Source organism: Bifidobacterium sp. LH_419 (assembly GCF_056356955.1).
Genome location: NZ_JBKEVG010000016.1, coordinates 1 through 23104, shown reverse-complemented (window position 1 = coordinate 23104; position 23104 = coordinate 1). Strand labels below are relative to the sequence as shown.

At 68.7% G+C, this 23104-nt stretch carries 19 protein-coding genes and 1 tRNA gene; 6 read left to right on the top strand and 14 right to left on the bottom strand.

Annotation, left to right across the window (positions count from 1 at the left end; translation table 11 throughout):
- Positions 1-7 precede the first annotated feature (7 nt).
- Genes AC1AYX_RS09315 through AC1AYX_RS09305 form a run of 3 tightly spaced genes read right to left on the bottom strand, consistent with a single transcriptional unit; the run spans position 8 to position 3407 of the window.
- Positions 8-1510 carry an ABC transporter permease gene (locus AC1AYX_RS09315; RefSeq protein ID WP_476503213.1) on the bottom strand — a complete coding sequence of 501 codons (1503 nt, stop codon included), beginning with the start codon at positions 1508-1510 and terminating at the stop codon, positions 8-10.
- Positions 1507-2694 carry a COG1361 family protein gene (locus tag AC1AYX_RS09310; RefSeq protein ID WP_476503212.1) on the bottom strand — a complete coding sequence of 396 codons (1188 nt, stop codon included), beginning with the start codon at positions 2692-2694 and terminating at the stop codon, positions 1507-1509. Before AC1AYX_RS09310 ends, AC1AYX_RS09315 begins: the two co-directional genes overlap by 4 nt.
- Positions 2691-3407 carry an ABC transporter ATP-binding protein gene (locus AC1AYX_RS09305; RefSeq protein ID WP_476503211.1) on the bottom strand — a complete coding sequence of 239 codons (717 nt, stop codon included), beginning with the start codon at positions 3405-3407 and terminating at the stop codon, positions 2691-2693. Before AC1AYX_RS09305 ends, AC1AYX_RS09310 begins: the two co-directional genes overlap by 4 nt.
- Positions 3408-3769: 362 nt before the next feature.
- Between AC1AYX_RS09305 and AC1AYX_RS09300 the strand changes: the two genes are divergently transcribed.
- Positions 3770-3843 (top strand) — tRNA-Arg (locus AC1AYX_RS09300).
- A 111-nt stretch (positions 3844-3954) separates the two neighbouring features.
- Here the strand turns inward: AC1AYX_RS09300 and AC1AYX_RS09295 are convergent.
- Entirely contained in the window at positions 3955-4356 is a 402-nt protein-coding gene (locus AC1AYX_RS09295) for a DUF4186 domain-containing protein (protein ID WP_034526933.1), read from the bottom strand.
- Positions 4357-4727: 371 nt separating this feature from the next.
- Between AC1AYX_RS09295 and AC1AYX_RS09290 the strand changes: the two genes are divergently transcribed.
- Entirely contained in the window at positions 4728-4940 is a 213-nt protein-coding gene (locus AC1AYX_RS09290; RefSeq protein WP_476503210.1) for a Nif11-like leader peptide family natural product precursor, read from the top strand.
- A gap of 218 nt (positions 4941-5158) precedes the next feature.
- Here AC1AYX_RS09290 and AC1AYX_RS09285 read toward each other — a convergent pair whose 3' ends face one another.
- A complete protein-coding gene (locus AC1AYX_RS09285) occupies positions 5159-5830 on the bottom strand; it encodes an ECF transporter S component (protein ID WP_476503209.1) in 672 nt (223 codons plus the stop codon).
- A gap of 268 nt (positions 5831-6098) precedes the next feature.
- On the opposite strand from AC1AYX_RS09285, the gene purB reads away from it, so the two are divergent.
- The 3 genes from purB (at position 6099) to AC1AYX_RS09270 (ending at position 10486) form a co-directional block, all read left to right on the top strand.
- Positions 6099-7535 carry an adenylosuccinate lyase gene (gene purB, locus AC1AYX_RS09280; RefSeq protein WP_034526926.1) on the top strand — a complete coding sequence of 479 codons (1437 nt, stop codon included), beginning with the start codon at positions 6099-6101 and terminating at the stop codon, positions 7533-7535.
- 40 nt (positions 7536-7575) lie between these two features.
- A complete protein-coding gene (locus tag AC1AYX_RS09275; RefSeq protein WP_476503208.1) occupies positions 7576-10044 on the top strand; it encodes a lysylphosphatidylglycerol synthase transmembrane domain-containing protein in 2469 nt (822 codons plus the stop codon).
- A gap of 157 nt (positions 10045-10201) precedes the next feature.
- Entirely contained in the window at positions 10202-10486 is a 285-nt protein-coding gene (locus tag AC1AYX_RS09270) for an HU family DNA-binding protein (RefSeq protein WP_055426949.1), read from the top strand.
- 244 nt (positions 10487-10730) lie between these two features.
- On the opposite strand, the gene pafA is transcribed toward AC1AYX_RS09270, so the two are convergent.
- From pafA to AC1AYX_RS09240, 6 genes are all read right to left on the bottom strand, one after another.
- Positions 10731-12236, bottom strand: coding sequence for a Pup--protein ligase (gene pafA, locus AC1AYX_RS09265; RefSeq protein ID WP_476503207.1), 1506 nt, complete (start codon positions 12234-12236; stop codon positions 10731-10733).
- Positions 12236-12439, bottom strand: a complete 204-nt coding sequence (locus AC1AYX_RS09260) for a ubiquitin-like protein Pup (protein WP_476503206.1) — start codon at positions 12437-12439, stop codon at positions 12236-12238. The genes pafA and AC1AYX_RS09260 overlap by 1 nt, the downstream gene beginning before the upstream one ends.
- A gap of 45 nt (positions 12440-12484) precedes the next feature.
- The gene (locus AC1AYX_RS09255; protein ID WP_476503205.1) at positions 12485-13342 is read right to left on the bottom strand and encodes an inositol monophosphatase family protein; all 858 of its coding nucleotides are present in this window, start codon (positions 13340-13342) and stop codon (positions 12485-12487) included.
- Positions 13343-13439: 97 nt separating this feature from the next.
- Positions 13440-15149: a depupylase/deamidase Dop gene (gene dop / locus AC1AYX_RS09250; protein ID WP_476503204.1), complete on the bottom strand. Its 1710-nt coding sequence runs from the start codon at positions 15147-15149 to the stop codon at positions 13440-13442.
- Between the two features lie 16 nt (positions 15150-15165).
- Complete coding sequence (gene arc / locus AC1AYX_RS09245) at positions 15166-16707, bottom strand: proteasome ATPase (RefSeq protein ID WP_476503203.1); 1542 nt, start codon at positions 16705-16707, stop codon at positions 15166-15168.
- 269 nt (positions 16708-16976) lie between these two features.
- Positions 16977-17687 carry a DedA family protein gene (locus tag AC1AYX_RS09240; protein WP_476503231.1) on the bottom strand — a complete coding sequence of 237 codons (711 nt, stop codon included), beginning with the start codon at positions 17685-17687 and terminating at the stop codon, positions 16977-16979.
- A gap of 71 nt (positions 17688-17758) precedes the next feature.
- Here AC1AYX_RS09240 and serB point away from each other — a divergent pair, with 71 nt between their 5' ends.
- Positions 17759-18502: a phosphoserine phosphatase SerB gene (gene serB, locus AC1AYX_RS09235; protein ID WP_476503202.1), complete on the top strand. Its 744-nt coding sequence runs from the start codon at positions 17759-17761 to the stop codon at positions 18500-18502.
- A 129-nt stretch (positions 18503-18631) separates the two neighbouring features.
- On the opposite strand, the gene fmt is transcribed toward serB, so the two are convergent.
- From fmt to AC1AYX_RS09220, 3 genes are all read right to left on the bottom strand, one after another.
- Positions 18632-19603 carry a methionyl-tRNA formyltransferase gene (fmt, locus tag AC1AYX_RS09230; RefSeq protein WP_476503201.1) on the bottom strand — a complete coding sequence of 324 codons (972 nt, stop codon included), beginning with the start codon at positions 19601-19603 and terminating at the stop codon, positions 18632-18634.
- A gap of 141 nt (positions 19604-19744) precedes the next feature.
- Complete coding sequence (locus tag AC1AYX_RS09225; protein WP_476503200.1) at positions 19745-20449, bottom strand: HAD family hydrolase; 705 nt, start codon at positions 20447-20449, stop codon at positions 19745-19747.
- A 98-nt stretch (positions 20450-20547) separates the two neighbouring features.
- Positions 20548-22950: a primosomal protein N' gene (locus AC1AYX_RS09220; protein ID WP_476503199.1), complete on the bottom strand. Its 2403-nt coding sequence runs from the start codon at positions 22948-22950 to the stop codon at positions 20548-20550.
- Positions 22951-23104 lie beyond the last annotated feature (154 nt).

The window sequence follows — 23104 nt, the reverse complement described above, 5'->3', positions numbered from 1 at the left end:
CCCCGCGCTAGCCGTCGTTCCTGATGGCGTCGAGCGCGGGAATCCTCACCGCGCGGTTGGCGGGCTGGAAGCCCGAAACGACGCCGATCGCGCAGGAGAACGCCAACGCGAACAGGTACAGCCACCACGGGATCACGGAGACGCGGCTCACGTCCTCGCCGCCGACGATCGCGTTCCATATGGTCGTGCCGTTCACGCCGCCCAACGCGATCAGGTTGATGACGAGCGAGACGAGGGCGCTCACCACGCAGCCGATCAGGCCGCCGAGCAGACCGATGAATCCCGCCTCCCCCAGGAACATGACGCGGATGTCGCGCACGTAGCAGCCGAGCGCCTTCATGATGCCGATCTCGCGCGTGCGTTCGGTGACGGACATGATCATCGTGTTGGTGATGCCGATGGCGGCGACGAGCAGCGAGACCGCGCCGATGCCGCCGAGCACCAGCTGGATGGCGCGCGACTGCTCCTCGAGGCTCTTGCGCGTCTGTTCGCTCGAGTTTGTGCCGAAGCCCATGTCGCGGATCTGCTGCTCCACGTCGGAGACCTGCGAGATGTCGGAGACCTTGACGAGCGCCGAACCGTAGGTCGTGGTCTTCGCCGCGGTCCTGTCGGCCTTCGCGATCATCGCCTTGAGCTGGTCCAGGTCCATGAGCAGGCCGTTGGAGGTGGACTGTCCCTTGTTGTAGTCCTCCTTGAGCGTGCCGGTCACCTTGAGCTTGAACACGTTCGGCGCGGTGGATGCGGCGGTGCCGGAGCCGCCGTCCGAAGTCCCCGTAGCGCCGGTCGTGCCGGTCGCGGCCGTGGCGCCGCCCGATTCCTCGTCGCCGATGGTGAGCGTGATCCGCGTGGTCATCGGGTCGAAGAACGCGCCCTTCGCCTGGTCCGCGGGCACGGCGGCGCAGTTGCCCATGTCGTCGCATTCCATGACGGTGCCGTCGCCCATGTCGTACGGCTGCTGCCGGTAGTTCTGCCCCTCGGGACGGTACTTGTCCATGAACTGGTAGGCGAAGTACTGCCCGGCAAGCACCTCGCCGTCCTTCACCGGCTTCGTACCGTCCGCAATCTCGAATCCGAGGACGTCGAGCTGGCTCAGATCCACGGCCTCGATGGTCCCGTAGTCGGCGGTGTACCGCCCGTTGTCGGCGGTGATCCGCACCGGGGCGTCGAGCGTCATCTGCGCGCTCGCGCCGACGACGCCGGGAATCCGCTTCATGTCGTCGATGGTCGCGTCGTCGAGTTTCGCGGACGTGCCCGAACCCGAACCGGAGGAGGACGCGCCGCCCATCGTCATCATGCCGGAGGCGGAGCCCTGCGCGTACACGTTGATGATGGTCAGGTCGCCCATCTGTCTGAGCATCGCACGGTTCTGCTCGGTCAGTCCCGCACCGAGCGAGACCATGATGACGATCGAGCAGCATCCGACGACCACGCCCAGCACGGTGAGAATCGTGCGCGACTTGCGGCGCAGCAGGTTCTGCCCGCACAATCGCAGGATGTCCGCGAATCTCATGCGCGCCCTTTCGCGTCGGAGGCCGAGGCGCCGCCGATCGTACCGGCGCCGGCGATCACCTGCGTGGCGACCGCGTCGGAGGCCGGTGCCGTCGCGGACGCCGGGACCGCCGCCGTGCCCGGAGACACGGTAGCCGGCCTGCCCCAGTCATCCCAATCCTCGTCGTCCTGGGCGTCGGCCTTCGCCTTGCGCTTCCTGCGCCGGCGACGCACGACGAGCGCGACGACCACGACGACCACCAGCACGATGCCGACCGCAACGAGCGCCACCGCCCACCACGGTACGGCGGGCTGCGGCTCCTCCACCGTCGCGCCCATGTCGTCGGACGTCGGCGCCGGCTCGGCCGCCTCGATCGTGACCGGGAACTCCTTCGACTGCGCATGACCGTCGGAATCCTCGTAGGCAACATGCAGCTTCGCCTCGATCGCACCGGACTGCGTCGGTGTGAACGCGAAACCGATCGAACCGTTCGCGCCGGACGCGACGTTGCCCACGTACTGCGTCTTGACGGTCGTCTCGAGTCCGTCGCCCTCGATCGACGCCTCCACGTTGGCGATGTCGCCCTTGCCTTTGTTCACATAGTCCATCGTGATCGTCGTCTCCGCGCCGACGGTCACGCCCTCGGGCACGACCGGATCGTTGAGCTGGAAGCGGTCCGGCTGCGAGACCGGCACGGAGATGCGGATGTCGGACGTGTTCGACGAGCGCGCGTCGTTGTCGACGTACTCGTACCGGAAGCTCACATTCACCGGTTGGGCGCCGCTCTTCGCGCTCTGCAGCGCCTGCATCGGCACGCTCTGCGTGAGCGACCAGCCGGCGTACAGCGTGTCGAAGTAGAACGTGTTCGTGCCGCCGGAGATGGCGAAGTTCTCGCCGCCGTCCACGGTGACGACCATGTTGCCGACCGCCACGCGGCCCATGTTCTGGAACGTGAACGTGAGGGTGAAGTCGCTGCCGACCGCCACCGACCCGTCGCCGTACGTGAAGTTCGTGATGATGATGTTCGGCACCGGACCGGAGATCGGCGCGGGGGCCGCCGTGGACGAGCCCTGGTCGGCCGTGGTCGCGGCGTCGTCGGCGAAGGCGGCCGGCGGCGTGGCCGCGACGGCGACGGTGCAGACGAGCGCCAGCGTGGCGAGCAGCACCGTGAACGCGGTGAGGGCGCGGTGGATGGATGGGGTCATCGTGGGTCTCCTTGGCTCGGGATGTCGGTCGTATGGTCGATGACGCGATCGTCGATGATACGTCCGTCGAGCAGCGTGACGACGCGGTCCGCGTAGGCGGCCATGTTGTCGTCGTGCGTGACGAGCACGATCGTCTGGTCGAGGGCGCGCGCGAAGGAGACGATCATCTCCATCACGTCGATCTTGGTTCTGGAATCGAGATTGCCGGTCGGCTCGTCGGCGAACACGACCTGAGGCCTGGCGACGAACGCGCGGGCGATGCCGACGCGCTGCTGCTGTCCGCCGGACATCTGCGTCGGATAGTGGTTCAGCCTCCTGCCGAGGCCGACGCGCCTCAGCATGGCACGCGCCGCCCGTTCGCGCTCCTGTTTCGGCACGCCGCGGAACATGAGCGGCATCGCGACGTTCTCCACGGCGGTGAGATTCGGCAGCAGGTTGTACGACTGGAACACGAATCCGAGATGACGCTGGCGAAACGCGGCGAGCTCGCGCTCGTCGAGACGAGAGATGACGGTGCCGCCGATGCGCACGCCGCCGCGGGTCGGCTTCTCCATGCCGGCGAGCTGGTTGAGCAGCGTGGATTTGCCGGATCCGGATTCGCCGTAGATGCAGCAGATCTGGCCGCGCGGGACGACCAGGTCGATGCCGGCGAGCGCGACCACGGTCTCGTCGTCGGCGGGATACTCCTTGCGCAGGTCGCGCACTTCAATCATCGGAGGCGCGTGGGATTCCCGCGGTTCGCGTGATTGCTGCGGTCCATGTAATCGTTGCGGTCCGCGTGATATCGGCGATCCGTGCGGCTCCTCTGGCTTCGGCATGGTCGCGGCCCTCTTCCACTCCTGCGGGACGTGCGCGCATCGGTCGCATGCGTCTGTATCCCGTTTTTCGTTCGTCGTCCTTGACGGACTTCCTTCCTTGGTCCGGCCGTCGGGCCGTTTCCAGGGCCAGTGTATAGCTGCCGGTCCGTCGCCGCATCCCCTAGGGGTGTTCCCCGATGGGCGTGCAGGCGCGTGTGCCGTCCCATGCGCCACTTCCATGCGCCGTTCCACCCCAGCCGCTATAGTGTGACGGGTTTGGCCCCGTAGCTCAGCTGGATAGAGCAACTGACTTCTAATCTGTAGGTCGCCGGTTCGAGCCCGGCCGGGGTCACCGGAGACCCCTTGGAATTCCAATGATTCCAAGGGGTTTGATTTTTCCGTCATCCCCGTTGCGTCCCTGATGGTCCCCGGCGTACCGTTTCGGCGCGCGCCGCCGGACACGTCATCTCGGACCGGCGGGTTGATTCACGGGATGGTTCACGAGGTCGCGTTCGATCCATGCCATGACGAGGTCGGCGAGACGGTCCACCTCCGCGTCGGTCAGTGCGCGGCCTTTGGGGATGTGATGCCATTTCTCGATGCATCCGCGGCAGCAGGTGGCGGTCGCGTGTTGCGCGGTGAACACCGGATGCCCGCGCCACGGGGTCTGCCGCCCGTCGTTCCTCGGCTCGGCGTCGCCGACGCGGGCGCGCAGCATCTCGCGCGCATGCCGGTCGATGGTCGCCTTGCCTTTGTCGCGCGCATAGGCGCGGTCCTTGGCGGTCAGTTCGAATTTCGCGCGGAACGCCGAATGCGAAAGCCGTTCCAATGTCCCGCCGATCCACCGCCGTTCGTCATCGTCCATATCGGGCCCTCCTCGTCGTCCATGTGCGCCGCCGTATCCGTTCACTCCCGGATTAGCACGGTTCGCTCCGTGAATCCAACGGCTCCCTCCACGGCCGTCATGGCTCGCTCCATGATTCGACACACATTCCCGTGGAAAACCACGAAGCGAACCGTGACGGATGAGGAAGGAACGGTGACGAGCACGGAGCGAACCGTGACGGATATGGAGAAACGCCGGGCGGAACGCTACCCGTCCGGGCCGGAAACGACTAAAACGGGAATCAGCCGGGGAATCCCGAGGGCGGGGTTCCTGAAATCCGCGGCGCACGACGACACCGACGCCGATGGCGTGCGTGCGACGGCCGCGGTACGAGACGCAAGGAGTCGACTATGACTGGCATCAGCGAGAAGGAACTTGACGAGAAGCTTGCGGCGGCGCAGACCATCGACGAGGTCATGGCCATCGCCAAGGAGGCTGGCCATTCGCTGACCTACGAGGAGGCGGACGCGTTCTTCGGCCGCATTGAACAGGCCAAGTCGGATACGGCCGAGCTGGTCGGCGATTCGGTGCAGTCCGTGGCGGAGGAGGAGTTCGGCATCTGAGCCGGGCCGGCGTTTTCTTTCCCCATAGCGACGCGGCGGATCTTCCGGAAAGAAGGTCCGCCGCGTCGCTATGTCCATGCGGGCTAAAAGCCCGCTTTCTCTCCCCCAGTCAGCTTCGCTGACAGCCCCCTCGTCAGAGGGGGCCAAACCAAAGGCCCGCACGAGCCTCCGGCGTTTCCGTCACGGCTCGGCTCGTCAGAGGGAGCCGAATCGGCGCGTCAGGCCTGGGGACGGGCGCGGAGCAGGGCCCTGCCGGAGGCGAGGCGGTCGAGCACGCCGGTCGAGGCGAGGGCGAGCATGAGGAACCACGGCATGACGCCGCTCAGCACCACGCCGCCCGTCACCTCGGAGATCATGTGCACGATGCCGCGCGGGCTCACCAGCGCCACGCCCTGGTAGCGGAAGAACAGCAGGTAGAAGCCGTATTCGAGCGCGACCATCGCGCCGGAGGCAATCGAGACCGGCAGGTTGAACACGCGGTAGCGGGTCACGAAGAACGGGATCTCGGCGAACACGCCCTGCAGCAGCGCGGAGACGATCACGAATCCGATGCCGTACTGGCTGCCGATTACGGTCTCGACGAGCGTGCCGACCACGTTCACGTAGAGCGCGGCGCCCGGCTTGCGCAGGACGAGCACGGCGAGCGTGCCGGAGAAGTACCACATGGCGTGCGTCACGCTGGCGAGTCCCGGCAGCACGGCGCCGAGGAACGACGAGATCGGCATGTACGCGAAGTTGAAGCCCCAGAAGATGACGCCGCAGGCGACGCCGAGCGTCGCGCCGACGGCGATGTCGAGCGGCCGCCACTTGAGGCGCGTCCCGTCGTGCGCGGCTTCCGGCGCGACGGAGTTCGATGATTGCGATGATTGACGATCGGTGATGGCGGACATGCTGTTCCCACGATCCCTTCGATGATTCCCAAGACCGCGCACGGTACGATACGATGGCGCCGGCGTCGTGACGACGCCCCGCGTCGGCGCTCCTTGACCTGCGCGGTCCGGGCGGGAACGCCGCATGCCAGTATACGGTCGCGGGAAACGGTCATGTAAACAGGGGCGAACAGCCGCAAAACCACACAACATCGCACAGCGAAACCGCACAGAACGGCACAAATCGCAGCCATTCCCCCGGTTCACGGCTGGAAGTACCCTAACAACTATGAAGCTTACCGATATTTCCCCCGCAATCGCACTGACGCCGCTCGACGGCCGCTACCACAACGCCACCGCCCCGCTCGTGGAATACCTGAGCGAGCCGGCCCTCAACCGCGAGCGCATGCGCGTCGAGGTCGAGTGGATGATCCTCCTGGCCAACGGCTTCGAGGGCAACGGCAATCGGCCGATCATCGACGGCGTCGAGCCGTTCACCGAGGAGGAGAAGGCGTTCCTCCGCTCCATCCCGGAGGACTTCGGCGCCGAGGGCATCAAGCAGCACGCCGCGCACGAGGCCGTCACCCACCACGACGTGAAGGCCGTCGAATACTACATCGACGACCAGTTCGCCAAGGCCCCGGCCGGCTCCACGCACATCAACGACCGTCTCAAGACGCTCGTCCACTTCGCGTGCACCTCCGAGGACATCAACAACCTGTCGATCGCCCGCTGCGTGAAGAACGCCGTCGAGAACGTCTGGACCCCGGCGTTCAAGGAGATCATCGACCATCTCGCCGCCAAGGCCGAGGAGCACAAGGACCTCGCGCTCCTCTCCCTCACGCACGGCCAGCCGGCCACGCCGACCACGCTCGGCAAGGAGCTCGCCGTCTACGTCTACCGTCTGAACCGCCAGCTCAAGCACATCGAGAACCAGGAGTACCTGGGCAAGATCAACGGCGCGACCGGCACGTTCGGCGCTCACTTGGCCGCCTGCCCGGACGTCGACTGGATCGCCGTCTCCCGCGAGTTCGTCGAGAACCGCATGGGCCTGACCTGGAACCCGCTGACGACGCAGATCGAATCCCACGACTGGCAGGCGGAGCTCTACTCGACCATCGCCCACGCGAACCGCATCATGCACAACCTGTGCGTGGACGTGTGGATGTACATCTCGCGCGGCGTGTTCGCCCAGGTGCCCGTCAAGGGCGCGACCGGCTCCTCCACGATGCCGCACAAGGTCAACCCGATCCGCTTCGAGAACGCGGAGGCCAACTTCGAGCTGTCCTGCTCGCTGCTCGACACGCTGTCCGCCACGCTGGTGGAGTCCCGCTGGCAGCGCGACCTGACCGATTCGACCACGCAGCGCAACATCGGCTCGGCGCTCGGCTACTCGCAGCTCGCCCTGTACAACCTGATGGGCGGCTTGAAGTCCATCCACCCGAACGAGCACGTCATCACGCGCGAGCTCGACGAGAACTGGGAGGTGCTCGGCGAGCCCATCCAGACGGCGATGCGCGCCTGCGAGCTGCGCGGCCTGCCGGGCATGGAGAAGCCGTACGAGAAGGTCAAGGAGCTCATGCGCGGCCACACGATCGACCAGGCGCAGGTCGAGGCGTTCATCGACCAGCAGTCCTTCGATCCGGAGACCGCCGCCCGTCTCAAGGCGCTCACCCCGGCCACGTACACGGGCGTCGCCTCGAAGCTCGTCGCCTTCGATCGCTGACCCGTCCCACCCCGCACCCTGCAAGGAGCCGCATAAGCCCATGCACATCGACGATGTGGCGCCCCGGCGCACACACGACTTCGGTGATCTGACACGCGCCGCCATGTCCCTCGGACTGGCGGCCGTCGTCATGGTGTTCGCCGTATATCTGGGCGGCATGACGCGCGGCGTCGAATCCGACGCGCACACCGCCGCCCGGGCCATCGACTGGCTGGCCGGGATCCCGTCCACCGTCCTGCAGCAGTTCGCCACGCTCGTCATCGTGGTCATGGTCCTGTGCCAGCTGCTGCTCAGCCGCGAATGGCTGCAGTCCGCGGTCTCCGCGCTTTCCATGTTCGCCGGGTACGGCGCGGTCTGGCTGGCGTCCGCCGGCATCAGCGGTCTCGCCGACAAGACGCTCGCCCTGTCGCTCGCCTCCGCCGCGACCGCGTTCGGCTCCGGACTGCTGCCGAACATGTACGCGGGCATGGCCTCGTTCCTCACCGTCGCCGGCCCGCGCCGCACGCGTTCCAGCGTCAAATGGGGGTGGAACATCCTGTATGCGACGGCCGCGGTCATGGTGGTGCTCTCCTGGCATTCGGTGACCGGCATGCTCGTCTCGTTCGCCTGCGGGCGCACGGTCGGCATGCTCATCCGGTTCGCGGTCGGCACGCAGAACAAGGGCGTGTGGGGCGAGGATCTGGCGGCCGCGCTGCGCGGCGTCGGCCTCGACCCGTCGTCGCTGGTGCGCCGCGAGGACCCGTCGCCGGGCGTACGGTCGCTCAGCGCCTCCCTCGACGACGATCTGGTCGAAGGCTCGCGCATCTACGATCTCGAGACCCGCGACGGCGGCCGGTACACGGTGTCCGTACTGGACGCGCAGACGCATACGGCCGGCTATCTCAAGCAGCTGTGGGACTGGCTGCGCTTCTCCGGCGTGGCGATGCGCCGCGACCGTTCGGCGCGCGACGCCGTCCAGCATCACCTGTCGATGCTGCTCGGCCTGCACAACGTGAAGCTGCCCGCACCCGCGCCCTACGCGATCGCAGACACCGAGGAGTCCGCGATCCTCATCCTCAACGCGCATACGACGGAGCTCGCCGCGAACCCGAACACGCTGACGCGCGCCGACGCCGTCGACTACATGCGCTATCTGGCCGTCGCGAACCGTCGCGGCTACACGCACCGGCGCATCACGCCGGGCGTGCTGTCGCGCTTCGAGGACGGCACGCCGGTGATCGCCGGATGGCAGAACGGCGACGCCGCGTCCTCCCCCGCCAACGTCGCGTTGGACAAGGTCCAGCTGCTCGCCCTGTTCGCCGCGCTGATCGGCGTGGACGAGGCGGTGGCGGCGGCCCGCGACGCGTGGGACGAGGCGACGCTCGCCGCGATCGCCCCGTTCATCCAGAAAATCGCGGTGCCCGCCCCCACGCGCGCGCTCGACTCGTGGGACAAGTCCACGCTCACATCGTTGCGTGAGGCGGTCGCGCCGCGACGCGACGACGACGCCGAAACCGTCGCCGCGTCGTCGGACGGCGCGCCGGCGGCCGCCGGCGCCGTCCAGTCCGACGCCGCGGACGCCCCCGTGGAGACGGTCACGTTGGCGCGGTTCTCGCTGCGTTCGATGATCACGATGCTGCTGCTCATCGTCGCCGCGGTCGTCGTGTTCACGCAGATGCGCCCCGACGAGATCATCGCCGCGGTGCGCAACGCGAATCCGGTCATGGCGCTCGTCTGCCTCGCGTTCGGATTGTGCGGCTGGATCGGGTCGTCGGTCTCGCTCGGCGCGCTGATGGACCGCGACCGGCGCAACCCGGCGGGCGTGTTCATGAGCCAGGTGGCGGGCGGCTTCGCGACCGTGTCGATGCCCGCGGGCGTGGGCCCCTCGTTCGTGAACCTCCAGTTCCTGCGCCGATCCGGCTACCGCAATACGGCGGCGACCGCGATCATGAGCGCGGCGCTCGTCGTCTACTATGCGACGTACGCGGTGATCATCGTGGTCATCGGCCTGTTCACGGGACGCAACACGTTCTCCGGCATGATTCCGACGAACACGCTGGCGATCGTGTTCGGCATCGCCGTCGCCGTGTTCTCCGTCGCGATGATGGTCCCGCCGGTGCGCCATACCGTCATGCAGCGGCTCGTGCCGGTCGCGAAACGCTATCTCAACCAGCTGCTCGACGTGCTCGGCCAGCCGGTGCAGCTGTCGGCGAGCGTGGCCGGCGCGCTCCTGCAGAACATCACGACGGGACTCGCGTTCTGGGCGGCGCTGCTCGCGTTCGGCGTGAACACGAATCCGATCGAGACGACGTTCGTGTTCATGCTCGCCTACGCGCTCGGCTCGGCGGTGCCGACCCCGGGCGGCTTGGGCGGCGTGGAGGCGGCGCTCACCGTCTCGTTCGCCGCGGTGGGAGTGCCGCAGGGCGTCGCCCTGTCCGCCACGCTGCTGCACCGCGTCGTCTTCTACTGGCTGCGCATCCCCTTGGGCGCGCTGGCGATGAAGTGGCTGGACAAGCGCAACCTCGTGTGATGCGCGAGGGAGATGCGAAATCCGTGAAAATCACTTGTGGAACACGTGAAATCGTTGAAAAATGCGCTGTTTGGCCTCATCATGCGCTATCATCATCTATGAAATAAACGGACCGGCGGCCAAGTTGCCGGTCCCCGGACAAAGAAGGATGCTGTTCATGGCATACAACAAGTCTGATCTCGTTTCGAAGATCGCCCAGAAGTCCAACCTGACCAAGGCCCAGGCCGAGGCCGCCGTCAACGCCTTCCAGGATGTGTTCGTCGAGGCCATGCAGTCCGGCGAAGGCCTGAAGCTGACCGGCCTGTTCTCCGCCGAGCGCGTCAAGCGCGCCGCCCGCACGGGCCGCAACCCGCGCACCGGCGAGACCATCGAGATCCCCGCCACCTACGGCGTGCGTATCTCCGCCGGCTCCCTGCTGAAGAAGGCCGTCACCAACAAGTGAGTCTTCCGCCCAGCGGCGTAGCAGCATAAATCTTCGAGGGGCCTCCGCACCAATCGGTGCGGAGGCCCCTCGCGTATGTCGACCTTCTGTACCCCCTCATACCCCCCTCAGTCCGGCATAGCCGGACAGCTCCCCCTGCAAGGGGGAGCAAAGGGACAATCGTACGTCGATTCTTTGCGCCCCCTTCAGGGGGAGCTGTCGGCCGAAGGCCGACTGAGGGGGCATGCGTCAAGCCTTCCGACGCCTACCCCATCGCGGCCATCAGCTTGCGGTAGGCGTCGGTCGGCTTGGCGCCGAACGGGTCGAGGAGGGTCGCCTCGCGGCGGGTCGGCGCGGTGACGACGAGCGTCGTCCAGTCGCAGGAGAACTGGACGCCCGTGTCGAGCGCGCGACGCACGAACGCGCCACGCAACGCGGCGCGCGTGTCGGCGGGAGGCTCGTGCTTCGCGGCCGCCACGCGCGCGCCGTCCAGCAGCTCGCGCAACCGGCCGTGCGCGACGAGCGAACCGTAGAGCCGCCCATTGGCCACGTCATGGTAGTCGAGTTCCAATCGTTCCAGCTGCGCGAAGTCCAGGTCCGGCCGGCGACGGCGCATCGCGGCGGCGAGCAGGTGCTTCGCCGCCCAGTCGACGCGCAGCGACAACGCGGCGAAATCCCGCCGTTCCAGCGCGTCCAACGCCCACCGCCAGTCGGCGAGCACGGTATCGACGTCCGTTCTCGGCAGGGAGGCGGCGACCGCTTCACGACGGTCGCGCACGAACGCCTCGACGATGCCGAGGTAGCGACGCTGCATGGCGAGCGGATCGGGCATGCCGGCGGCCGCGGCATCGCCCGCATCGCCCGCGCCGCCCGCGCCGGACGCATCGCCCGGCTCCCGCCCGTCCGTACCCGCGTCCAGCCAACGGCTGACCGCGCGGTTCGCGGCGGCCGGATCGGCGAACGTGAGATCCTCGAACCCGCTCGGCACCCCGCGGCGCACCGCGTCCTCGATCACGCACAGCACGAGGTGCGTGACGGCGAGTTTCATCCACGTGGCCCACTGGGAGCGGTTGGAGTCGCCGATGATGACGTGCAGACGGCGGAACGATTCGGGGTCGGCGTGCGGCTCGTCGCGCGTATTCACCATCGGGCGCGAACGCGTGGTCGCGGACGAGACCGCCTCGTCGAGGAAGTCGGCGCGCTGCGTAATCTGGAAGCCGTCCGGCGTGAACCGGCCGGCGCCCGTGTACAGCTGACGGGTGATGAGGAACGGCAGCAGCTGCCGCTCGATCGTCTCCAACGGCACGAACCGGCGGACGAGATAGTTCTCGTGGCAGCCGAACGCGTGGCCGGCGGAGTCCACGTTGTTCTTGAACACGTGGATCGTCGCGCCCGCGCCGTGGCTCGCGCGGAGCCGCGTCTGCGCGTCCTGCGCGAGCGACGCCATCACGCGTTCGCCGGCCGCGTCCTGCGCGAGCGCGTCGAGCGGGTCGCGCGCCTCCGCGGTCGCGTACTCCGGGTGGGAGCCGACGTCGAGGTAGAGGCGCGAACCGTTGTCGAGATACGTGTTCGTCGAGCGGGCGCGGGAGACGACCGGCTGGAACATGGTCATCGCGACCTGTCCGGCGTCCACCGGACGGTCGGCGCCGGTGACGGACACGCCGTATTCGGTCTCGACGCCGAAGATGCGCATGAAGCCGTCGAGTTCGGCAGCCGGCGTCGCGCCCGCCTCGTGGGCGGCGCGCGTGCCACTGTCGCGCAGCTGCGGCATCACTCGCCGCCCTTCTGCACGAAGCTGTTCACGTACTCCTCGGCATTGGTCTCCAACGTGGATTCGATGTCGTCGAGCACCGCGTCGAGCGCGTCGAATTCGACGTCCGACTGCTGCGCGGCCTGCGCGGACGCGAGCTCCTCGCCCGCGTCCTGCTGGTCCGACTGCGCGGACTGGTTCGCCTGCGCGAATTCCTGAGGCATGATGGTTCCCCTTCCGTTCTTTCCGTCCGTCCGGTCGACCGGACGTCACTCGCCTTCGCCCTGGATGAGGTACGGCTTGATCTCGCGGTCGATCAGGCCGTTCGTGCAGAGCACGTCGTTGTCCTGACGCCAGTGGATGCCGTTGCCGTTCCAGCGCCGCAGCGTGCCCTGCGCCTCCCAGACGACCACGGCGGCCGCGGAGATGGCGGGCACGTCCCACTCGTGCAGCATCGGTTCGAAATACGCGTCGTACGTGCCGTCGGCCACCTTGCACAGGTCGAGCGAGGCGGGGCCGACGCGCTTGATGTCGGCGGGATGGCCTTCGGCGAGCGCGGCGACGGTGTGCAGCGCGCGGTCGGCCTCGCCGGGCACGTAGGACATGCCGAAGCTCACGACCGCGCCGTCCAGCGAGGAGGTCATGGACGGGACGACCTTCTCGCGCTTCTCGCCGACGGGCGTGTTGCGGATGCGCAGCGCGCCCGCGCCCTTCGCGGCGAGATACGTCTCGCCGAGCGCCGGCGCGTGCACGACGCCGAGGATCGGCTGCGCGGAGCCCTCCTCGTTGAATTCGAACAGGGATACGGTGACGGCCCATTCGCTCATGTTGCGGATGTAGTTGATGGTGCCGTCGATCTTGCCGACGCACCAGTAGCGCTGCCCGGGGCGGGATTTCGACGGACGCGTCTGCCAGAAGCCGTCGAAGTGCTCCATGTCCGCGAGACGGCCGGACATGTAGCGCAGCAGTCGTCCGTCGACTTCCGCGTTGGACTGTTCCTCCGGCTTGTCGCGTGAGATGAGCATGTCATGCGGTGCCATCTGATCCTGCAGGGCGTGTTTGCCGGCGGCCTGGGCGATGGCGGCGACCTTCATCGCGAGGTCGCGCAGATTCTCCTGTTGTGCCATGGTTCACCATCTTATCGGTGTTTTGTGGTGGTGTCGTGCGGCCGGCGACGAGACGGCGGCGGCGAGACGGCCGCCGGCCGCACGACGGCGTCGACGGCTATCGGCGCAGCGCGAGCCGTTCGATCAGCGAGGCCGCGTCGCCCGCCTCGGCGAGCGCGGTCTCGACGTTCTCCTTACGGAAGGCGAGCGGGTCGGACATGTCGAGGCTGACGAGGTCGCCGGGACGCACGCTCGTCGCCTCGGCCGCCGACGCGTTGCCGTACGTCTCCGGCATCGCTTCGCCCGCCTCACCGGTGCCGGAGACCGGCTTGCGCACGGTCAGGTGCGACCAGCTGGCGGCGACGACGTCGGCGGGGAACGTGCGCACGAGCGCGGCGCGCAGCCAGGCGCGCGTCGTCTCGGGCGGGTTCTGCGCGGCGCGTGCGAGCGCGTCGTCGTCGACGAGGCGCTCGGCGCTTCCCGCGGCGGCGAGTTTCGCGAACACGGATTTCGCCGGGTCGAGCGCCGCCCAGGACAGGTCGACGGCGGCGAGGCGCGGATCGGCCCAGGAGGAGGCGTCGGTGCCGGCGGCGACGCCTGTCTTGCTGGCGATCTTGCGGCGCAGCTTTTCGAGCAGCTGCCATTTGAGCAGCCATTCGACGCGCCCGGCCTCCGCCTTCATCGTGAGGCGCTTGTCGTCGTCCGCGTGGCGGATGGCGGCGGTGTCGGCGAGCGCCTGCCCCCACATGGCCATGACGTTGCGGGTCTCGCGGTCCTCCCACGCGGGTTCGCCCTTCGTGTCGGTGCCGAGCGTGGCGGCGGCGACCTCGTAGACGGCGCGGCGCAGGGCCACCTGCATGAGCCATGCGGTGGTGGTGCCGCCGGTTTCGAGCGGCAGCGGGGCGGCGAGCGTCAGGTCGTGGGAGACGGTGTGCATCGCCTCGACCGGGTCGGCGAGTTGGAGGGAGCCGAGCAGCGTGTCGAGGTCGTAGTCGGCTTCGCGCGCGTGTTCGAGCGTCCACAGGAGGATGGAGGTGACGCCGAGTTTGAGCACCTGCGGCACGTCCATGCGGTTCGCGTCGCCGACGATCACGTGGAGGCGGCGGAATGCGTCGGTGGCGTGGGATTCGTCGCGCGTGTTGATGATGGGCCGGTCGAACGTGGTCTGCAGGCCGATCTTCGCGTGGATCGTGTCGGCGCGCTGGCTCAGCTGGAATCCGGGTTCCTCGCTCGCCTCGCCGATGCCGACGCGGCCGGAGCCGGCCCAGATCTGGCGGGAGACGAAGTGCGCGGTCATCAGCGCGGCCACGTCGCTGAACGGCACGTCGCGGCGCATCATGTAGTTCTCGTGCGTGCCCCAGCTGGCGCCTTTGCCGTCCACGTTGTTGCGGTGGAGCACGACCGGATGCCCGGACGCCTTGAGCTCGGGATCGGTGGCGCTGGCGGCCCGGGCGGCGGCGAGCATGAGCCGGTCGCCGGCGTGGTCGTAGAGCAGCGCCTGGAACGGGTCGGTGGTTTCGGGTGCCGAGTATTCGGGGTGCGCGTGGTCCACGTAGATACGTCCGCCGTTGGGGGCGATCACGTTGGTGATGTTGAGCTGGGGCGCGTCGGTGAGCATGTCGGGGCGGGCGGCGGCGCGGTCGAGCCGGGTGCCGCGCGCGTCGTTGACCGGGTCCTCCTGACGGTAGTCCCAGCGGATGTGCCGGGTCGCGTCGTCGGCGGCCGCGCCAACCACGTCGAAGCTCAGTTTGACCGGCTGGTAGTAGGCGACGCCCGGCTGCGACACCGCGTACTCGGTCTCCGTCCCCATCACTCGTCTGACGGTCATGTTCCACTCCTTGCTACTATTCGACACCGCGGATGGCGGTGACGGTGCCGGCGTCGAAGCCGTTGACGCGGCTCCACTGGACGGGGTCGGCATCGAGCAGCGAATCGCGGGTTTCCGCGAACTCGTCCTCGACGGCCTTCGCGAGCAGGTCCACGCCGATCGCCACGTCGCCGCCGCGTTCGATCGACGCCTTCACGGCGAGCGTCTTCGCCCGGTCGACGATGTTCTTGAGGCTCGCGCCGCTCGTCACGTCGGCGAGGAACAGCGCGTTCCAGGTGCCGTGCTCGTCGCGCACGTCGGCGAGATGGCGGCGGGAGGAGCGCGTGTAGATGTCGCGAACGAGCACGCGGGCGAGCGCGTCCGCGTCGAGACCGTGTTCGAGCGGCAGGTCGTCGGTCAGATAGTGACGCACGATGGCGACGGCCGCCTCGCCGTCCGGCCGGTCGATGCGGATCTTCACGTCGAGACGGCCCGGGCGCAACACGGCCGGGTCGATCATATCGACGCGGTTGGAGGCGCCGATCACCATCACGTTGCCGAGCGATTCGACGCCATCCAATTCGGCGAGGAACTGCGGCACGATCGTCGTCTCCACGTCGGAGGAGACGCCGGAGCCGCGCGTGCGCAGCAACGAGTCCATCTCGTCGATGAACACGATGACGGGGCGGCCGTCGGCGGCGCGTTCGCGCGCACGCTGGAAGATGAGGCGGACGAGACGCTCCGACTCGCCGACGAACTTGTTGAGCAGTTCGGGGCCCTTCACGGAGAGGAACACGCCGGGTTTGCCTGTGCCTGCGCCTTCGGCGAGCGCATGGGCGACGGCCTTCGCGATGAGCGTCTTGCCGTTGCCGGGGGGACCGTACAGGAGCACGCCCTTGGGCGCGGCGAGATCATAGCGGGCGAACAGGTCACGGTGCTGGAACGGCAGCTGGACGGCGTCGCGGATGCGGTCGATCTGCCGGTCGAGGCCGCCGATGTCGTCGAACGTGACGTCGGGCGTCTCCTCGAGCACGAGGTCGGCGTCGTCCTGCTTCGGCAGGGCGGTGACGGCGATGCGGCCGGACGCCTCGACGACGACGCGGTCGCCCTTGTCGAACATGGTGGAGGCGAGCGCGCTGGCGCGACGGACGACGCTCGGATTGCCGCCAGCGTCGGCGACGACGAGACGGCCGTCGGCGAGCGTCTCCGTGACGGTGCGGACCGGGCCGAGCACGTCGTGGTCGCGTTGTTCGACGAGCACCATCTTCTCATTGAGCACGACGGTGGCGCCAGCGGCGAGACGGGACGCGTTGAGGTTCGCGGCGACGGGCACGACCATGCGGCGCGTGCCGGCGATGACCTCGGCGCTGGCGTGCTGCACGCCCATGTCGTCGACGCGCGACGAGTCGACCTTCACCATCGTGGCGAAGGTGAGCGGCGGCTGGGCGAGCTGCGCCAATTGCGAGCGCGCCTTGGTGAGCTCCTTGCCGGCGCGGTTCAACGCCTCGGCGAGCGCATGGTTGCGCGCCATGAGCCGGTCGTTCACCTCCGCCAGTTCCCGGGCGGTCTCCTCGCTCATCGCCTCTCCTTTCATCTCCAACGGAGCCGGCCACCGGCCGCCCCCATTCCCTCGGCTCCCCTTGTCAGGGGAGCTGCCGCGCGGATGCACGACTGAGGGGTAGCCCTGCGCTCGTCAACGGAGCCGGCCACCGGTCGCCCCTCCCCTCGGCTCCCCTTGTCAGGGGAGCTGTCGGCAACGCCGACTGAGGGGTAGCCTTGCGCCCCCCTTCAGGGGGAGCTGTCGCGCGGATGCGCGACTGAGGGGGTGGCCGGCGGCCCAAGGTGGTCTCACCCGTCCCGTCGTCCGTTCCTGTTCTGCATCACTGTACGCACCTTCCGCACGGCCCACACGGCGATGACCACGATGAAGGCGACGATGACCACATCCTCGAACACGTTGAGCACCCCCAGGATCGAGCACCATCCGGCGCCGAGGAAGTAGCCGGCGGAGACGAGGATCGTGTTCCACACGGCGGAGCCGAGCAGCGTCCATCCGGTGAAATGCAGGAAGTTCATGCGGTTGAAGCCGGCGGGGATCGAGATCAGCGAGCGCACGACGGGGATGACGCGGCCGATGAGCACGCTCCACGTGCCGTAGCGGGTGAACCAGTCGTTCGCCTTGTCCACGTCGTTGCGGCTCACGCCGGGGATCTTGTCGGCGGCCTTGTGGATGCGGCGCAGCCCCACCCATCGGGAGATGCCGTACAGCGCCCACGCGCCGATGAGGGAACCGACGGTCGCCCAGATGATCGCCTCGGCGAGGTGCAGGGTGCCGCGGGAGGCGGTGAATCCGGCGAGCGGCAGGATCACTTCGGAGGGGATCGGCGGGAAGATCGATTCGAGGGCGATGGCGAGGGCCACGCCGATGCCGCCGACCGTCTCCATGAGGGAGACGAGCCAGTCGGTGATGACTTGGATGAGGCCGCCGTCGCCGGTCGGGCAGACGGGCGAGGCCGCGGCGGGGGCGGCGACGTGGACGGTCGCGGCGGTGATGGTCATGGTCGTGGCGTCATGAATGGCGTCGAAAATCATATGAGGGATTGTCCCAAGGTTTTTCGACAATCGGGGGCATGACGCTTGAAACCACGCAATTCCTTGACGAGCAGGGCGCCGGCGTGCCCCACGATGACGGCGACGGTGACCGGAAGGCCGCGTCCGCGGTCGCGAAGCCGCCGACGCTCGCCGAGCCGGGACTGCTGGTGATGGACGTCGATTCGACGCTCATCGACGAGGAGGTCATCGACGAACTGGGCGAGGCGGCCGGATGCGGCGCGCGCATCGCCGAGGTGACCGCGCGCGCGATGCGCGGCGAACTGGACTTCCGCGAGGCGTTGCGCGCCCGCGTGGCCCTGTTGGAGGGGCTGCCGGTCTCCGTGTTCGACACGGTGCACGACCGGGTGCATTTCACCCGCGGCGCGCTGGCGCTCATCGACGAACTGCACGCGCACGGCTGGAAGGTGGGCGTCGTCTCCGGCGGTTTCCACGAGGTGGTGGACCGTCTCGTCGAGGAGGCGCATATCGACCACCGTCTGGCGAACCGTCTCGAGGCGCGCGACGGCCGGCTCACCGGCAAAGTGGACGGCGCAATCGTGACCAAGACGGTGAAATTGGAGGCGCTGCGCGAGTGGGCGGCGAGTGACGGCGTCGCCATGGCGCAGACCGTGGCCGTGGGCGACGGCGCGAACGACATTCCGATGATCCAGGCCGCCGGTCTCGGCGTCGCGTTCTGCGCGAAGCCGAAGACCCGTGCCGCCGCGCCCGCCGCCATCGACGAGCGCGACCTCACCAAGGTCCTCGACCTCCTGCGCCGCTAGACTCGCCCTTTTATGCCTCCCTCTGGCGAGGGAGGTTCATAGGCATCGGCTCACCACGCGGTCGCTCTCCCTTGCCTCCCTCTGACGAGGGAGGTGGCATCGCGAAGCGATGACGGAGGGAGAGACCCCCTACGCGAGCCGCGCCCCTTCGCCGAGCCGCGCCCCGCGCGCCCAGTCGGCGGCGCGCATGGCCTTCTTGCCCTGCGCCTTGACTTCGGTGAGTTCGAGCGGCGCGCCGCCGGTGCCGACCCACACGTTGCGCTTGCCGGTCTTGAGTTCGCCCGGCGCGAGCGACGCGGGCGTGTTCGGGTTCGCGGGATCGGCCGGCTGGGCGCGCAGGATGTGCAGGGTGAGCGGCTTCGCATCGTCCGCGTCGCCGCCCGCGTGCAGTTCGCACCATGCGCCGGGATGCGGCGTGCAGGCGCGGATCTGGCGGTCGGTCTCGTCAAGCGGCTTCGCGAAGTCGATGCGTGCGTCCTCGACGGTGATCTTGTGCGCGTACGTGAAGCCCTCGGCGGGCTGCGGCGTGTAGACCGCGGTCCCCTCCCCCACGCGTGCGAGCGCGTCCACGTACATGGGCGCGCCTTCCTCGGCGAGTCGGTCGAGCAGTTCGCCGGAGGTTTCGCGGCCGGTGAGCGTCACGCTCATCGTCGCGATGACGGGGCCGTCGTCCAAGCCGACGCCCACTTTGAACACGTCGGCGCCGGTGGTCGCGTCGCCGGCCCAGATGGCGCGCTGCACCGGGGCGGCGCCGCGCCATGCGGGCAGGTTGGAGAAGTGGAGGTTGTACCAGCCGAGCGGCACGGCGTCCAACACGTCGGCAGGCAGGATGTTGCCGTAGGCGATGACGGCGGCGATGTCCACGTCCAGCGACTTCAGCGTGTCGAGGAAGCCGGGGTCGCGCGGCTTCGCGTCGATGACGGGGATGCCGAGCTCGAGCGCGGCCGCCTTGACCGGGCTGGGCTTCAGCTTGCGGCCGCGGCCGGTGGGCGCGTCGGGGCGGGTGAGCACGGCAGTGACCTCGAAGCGCGGGTCGGCGGCGAACGCCTTGAGTGACGGCACGGCCACGTCGGGGGTGCCGGCGAACAGCAGTTTGAGCATGGAGTGGTGGGATTCCTTTCGGTGGGTTGATGGTGGGGGTGGGATACACCCCTCAGTCGGCTGCGCCGACAGCTCCCCCCCCGGGGGGGGGGGGGGAGCCAAGGAAATACGCTGGTCTCCGCCACCAGAGGCGGAGACACGCTACTGGAGGTCGGGGATGTTCACGCCGGCGTCGATGAGGAGGCGGCGCAGCTTGACCGGGTCCTTGAAGCGGATGCCGCGGATGCCGGCGGCGTTCGCGCCGACGATGTTCATCGCCTTGTCGTCGATGAACACGGCGCCGTCGGCGGTGATGCCGAACTCCTGCAACGCGCGCTCGTAGATGTCCTTGTGCGGCTTGCGCAGCCTCACGTAGCCGGAGACGACCTTGCCGTCGAGCTGTCCGAGGATCGGCGTGGCCTTCTCGGCGATCGGGAACAGCTCCTTCTCCCAGTTGGACAGGCCCCACACGCCGATTCCCGCGGCCTTGAGGTCGTTGATGAGCACGCGCGCGCCGGGGACGACGCCGACGAGCGAGTCCTCGAAGTTGTCGAGATAGTACCGGAGGATGTCGGCCCACTTGTCGCCGTGGGTCTCGCGCATCCACGCAACACCCTCCTCGGGGGTGGCGCCGCCGTCCATGCGGTCGTTCGCGTCGTAGAAGCCGGATATGTCGTTGTCGAGGAACTCGTCGATGGTCTTCTGGCTGTAGCGCGGGATGAGCACGGCCGCCGGATCCCAGTAGATGAGCACGTTGCCGAAGTCGAAGATGACGTCGGTAATCGGCTTGCCCGCGTTCGCTGCGGCCTCGCCGTCGGCCACCAACACGTCGTAGTCCATTTCCGGTTCTCCCGGCCAACCCTTCATCGCGTCTCCTTACGTTCGTGTCCGTATGTTTCCGCAGGCGGGGTGCGCCCGTCGCCGCCATCATGTTCCCATGCGTGCGGGACGGTGGAGGCCATACGCTAGATCAGGTCCTTTCTGTCGAGTTGGAAGCGCAGTTCGCCGGGTTCGCGGGCCGCCACGTGGCGTGCGACCGCGGTGCGCAACCGTTCGGCGAGTTCCTCGCGCCGCGCGTGGGGCACGCGGATGACGGCGCGCACGCGGTCGGCGGTCACTTCGAGTTCGCGCGCGTCCACGGTGCGCGGCTGCGGGATCGGCACCGGTCCGAGCACGCCCGGCAGCTCCGGGACCGGCGGCGTCACGTCGACCGGCGTCGATGTGCCGTCACCCGATGTGCTATCACCCGATATGCCGCCGCCCGGCGCGACGTCGACGCCCTGCGGCAGCGGGCAGACGGCCATATCGCCGCCGATCGCCGCGCCGACGGCGCGCAGCGCGTAGTCGACGGCGTCACGCCGCCCCCACACGCAGGCGACGGAGACGACCGGCGGCATGCCGGTCTCGTAGCGTTCGGCGAGTTCGCGTGCGGCGAGCAGCGACGAGTCCCAGAGCATCAGCGACTGCGCGATGGCCGGGTCGGTCTCCCCCAGCAGCAGCGCCTGACCGCCCTGTTCGCGCGGCGCGCACAGTGATACGGCGCGCATCCACGCGGACAGAGTGTCCACGCGCGCGTCCAGTCCCGGCGCGTACAGGCTCGTCCATGCGTCGAGGATCGCGACGGCCGCATAGGGGGAGTAACGGGGTCCGTCGCCCTGCGGCGCGCGCACGCGAGGTTCGGCGCCGGGCGTCGCGATGACGATCACCGGACGGTAGTCGATCTCGCCGATCATGCCGCCCGGTTGGCTGGGCGACGACAACAGGACGGGCACGCCGCGGAACAGGCCACGCAGTTCGTCGGCGGTGCCGGCCGCGCCGACGCGCACGACGCGCAGCCGCTCGCCGTGGCAGTGCGGGCATGTCCAGTTCGAGGCGGCCGCGCCGCACCAGCGGCAGCGCGGCACCGGATTGCCGTTCACACGTTGCAATGGCCCGGTGCAGCGGCGGCATCGCGCCTGCCGCAGGCATTTCGGGTTCGCGCAGCTCAACGCCTCCGACACGCCGTCGGAGGGGATGGAGAACAGGACGGGACCGGAGCGCAGCGCTTCCCGGATGTTGCCGACGGCGACGTGCGGCACACGCGCGCCGATGGACGGGTCGGCGAGACGCGCGAGCTCCTCGCGATTGAGCCATCGCACCCATGGCATGGCGTCACGGAGCACGGTGGGCAGCGGGCGGACGGGTGTGGACGGCCCGCTCACCGCGGTCGTGACGGCGCGCCGCGGCACGCCGGGAATCCCCACGGCCTCCATCTGGCTCAACGGGCTGCGCGCATTGGCGAGCGCGACGAACACGCCGCCATGCGCCTGCGCGCGCAATCTGAGTACGCCGCGCGCATGCGCGTACGGCATCATCCCGTCGGCCTGCTGGTAGGCGACGTCGTCCATGATGGCGAACAGTCCCGGTCCGTCGACGGGCGCGTACATGGCGGCGCGTGGCCCGATCACGCACTTCACCTGCCCGGTGGCGACGGCGAGGTAGGCGCGGTAGCGGTCGACGGGCGGCATCTCGGCGCTGAGGATGGCGACGTCGCCGGTCCAGCCGCCGGTCCCGGCACTGGCGCGCCCCGGTCCGAACGGCGCGAATCCGAGCGCCTGCAACGCGTCGAGCACGTCGTGGGTCTCCTTCATGCCGGGCAGGACGACGACGGCCGCGTGTCCGGCGGACAACGATTCGGCGGCCATCCATGCGAGGGCGCTGGCGGCCTGGCCGACGCCGGGCAGCGGGTCGAAGACGAACGAGCGGAAGGCGCGGGCGTGCAGCGCGTCGCGCAGGTCGCGCACGCCCGCGTCGTAGTGGGCCGACATGCGGTCATAACACACGTCGACGGGCGCGGCAGCGGTCTCTCCCCCAGTCGGCTGCGCCGACAGCCCCCTCGCCAAAGGGGGCCTGGCATCCGAGTGACGCGCGAAGCCGGCGACGAGCCGCTGCTCCTGTTCGACTTTGGCGACGCGCGGCGGCACGGCGAGGCGGAGGATGTTGGCGCGCGTGCCGCCGTACGCGTCGGCGATGAGCGTGATGTCGCGGCGCATGGCGGCGGGGACGAGAATGTCGCCGCCGAGCACGCGCTCGAGATAACGCAGGGCGGAACGCGGCGTGTCCGATGCGGCGGCACGCTCCCAGATCACGCCGTTGACGCGGCGTCCGCCGAACCGGACGCGCACGAGCGCGCCGGGACGGGCGGTTTCGGAATCCTTCTCGTCGATGAGATAGTCGAAGGTGCGGCCCAGATGCGTGGCCTGGATGTCGAGCACGACGCGCGCGATTGGGTCGTGCGCGGCGGGCGTTCGCGCCGCGGGCGCACGACGGCGCCGCTTGCGGGGGGCGAGCCCTTCAAGCGCCAGCTGTTCCGCTTCCATTCCGGTCATGCCCACCATCGTAGCGGTACGCGAAAGGGCCGGTACATACGTACCGGGCTATAGGAACCAAACGTGGTGTTTATGACCGGGGTTTGGCCTTGTGACAGTAGGCGTGTCGGGTTGGTTTTAACACGATGTCGCGTTAAAGACCGCCGGTTCGGCC

Excerpts from the sequence above, each read along its gene's own strand:
- AC1AYX_RS09315 (WP_476503213.1), bottom strand. The coding sequence starts at position 1,510 with ATGAGATTCGCGGACATCCTGCGATTGTGCGGGCAGAACCTGCTGCGC.
- AC1AYX_RS09310 (WP_476503212.1), bottom strand. The coding sequence starts at position 2,694 with ATGACCCCATCCATCCACCGCGCCCTCACCGCGTTCACGGTGCTGCTC.
- AC1AYX_RS09305 (WP_476503211.1), bottom strand. The coding sequence starts at position 3,407 with ATGATTGAAGTGCGCGACCTGCGCAAGGAGTATCCCGCCGACGACGAG.
- AC1AYX_RS09295 (WP_034526933.1), bottom strand. The coding sequence starts at position 4,356 with ATGGACGATGACGAACGGCGGTGGATCGGCGGGACATTGGAACGGCTT.
- AC1AYX_RS09290 (WP_476503210.1), top strand. The coding sequence starts at position 4,728 with ATGACTGGCATCAGCGAGAAGGAACTTGACGAGAAGCTTGCGGCGGCG.
- AC1AYX_RS09285 (WP_476503209.1), bottom strand. The coding sequence starts at position 5,830 with ATGTCCGCCATCACCGATCGTCAATCATCGCAATCATCGAACTCCGTC.
- purB (WP_034526926.1), top strand. The coding sequence starts at position 6,099 with ATGAAGCTTACCGATATTTCCCCCGCAATCGCACTGACGCCGCTCGAC.
- AC1AYX_RS09275 (WP_476503208.1), top strand. The coding sequence starts at position 7,576 with ATGCACATCGACGATGTGGCGCCCCGGCGCACACACGACTTCGGTGAT.
- AC1AYX_RS09270 (WP_055426949.1), top strand. The coding sequence starts at position 10,202 with ATGGCATACAACAAGTCTGATCTCGTTTCGAAGATCGCCCAGAAGTCC.
- pafA (WP_476503207.1), bottom strand. The coding sequence starts at position 12,236 with ATGCCGCAGCTGCGCGACAGTGGCACGCGCGCCGCCCACGAGGCGGGC.
- AC1AYX_RS09260 (WP_476503206.1), bottom strand. The coding sequence starts at position 12,439 with ATGCCTCAGGAATTCGCGCAGGCGAACCAGTCCGCGCAGTCGGACCAG.
- AC1AYX_RS09255 (WP_476503205.1), bottom strand. The coding sequence starts at position 13,342 with ATGGCACAACAGGAGAATCTGCGCGACCTCGCGATGAAGGTCGCCGCC.
- dop (WP_476503204.1), bottom strand. The coding sequence starts at position 15,149 with ATGACCGTCAGACGAGTGATGGGGACGGAGACCGAGTACGCGGTGTCG.
- arc (WP_476503203.1), bottom strand. The coding sequence starts at position 16,707 with ATGAGCGAGGAGACCGCCCGGGAACTGGCGGAGGTGAACGACCGGCTC.
- AC1AYX_RS09240 (WP_476503231.1), bottom strand. The coding sequence starts at position 17,687 with ATGACCATCACCGCCGCGACCGTCCACGTCGCCGCCCCCGCCGCGGCC.
- serB (WP_476503202.1), top strand. The coding sequence starts at position 17,759 with ATGACGCTTGAAACCACGCAATTCCTTGACGAGCAGGGCGCCGGCGTG.
- fmt (WP_476503201.1), bottom strand. The coding sequence starts at position 19,603 with ATGCTCAAACTGCTGTTCGCCGGCACCCCCGACGTGGCCGTGCCGTCA.
- AC1AYX_RS09225 (WP_476503200.1), bottom strand. The coding sequence starts at position 20,449 with ATGAAGGGTTGGCCGGGAGAACCGGAAATGGACTACGACGTGTTGGTG.
- AC1AYX_RS09220 (WP_476503199.1), bottom strand. The coding sequence starts at position 22,950 with ATGACCGGAATGGAAGCGGAACAGCTGGCGCTTGAAGGGCTCGCCCCC.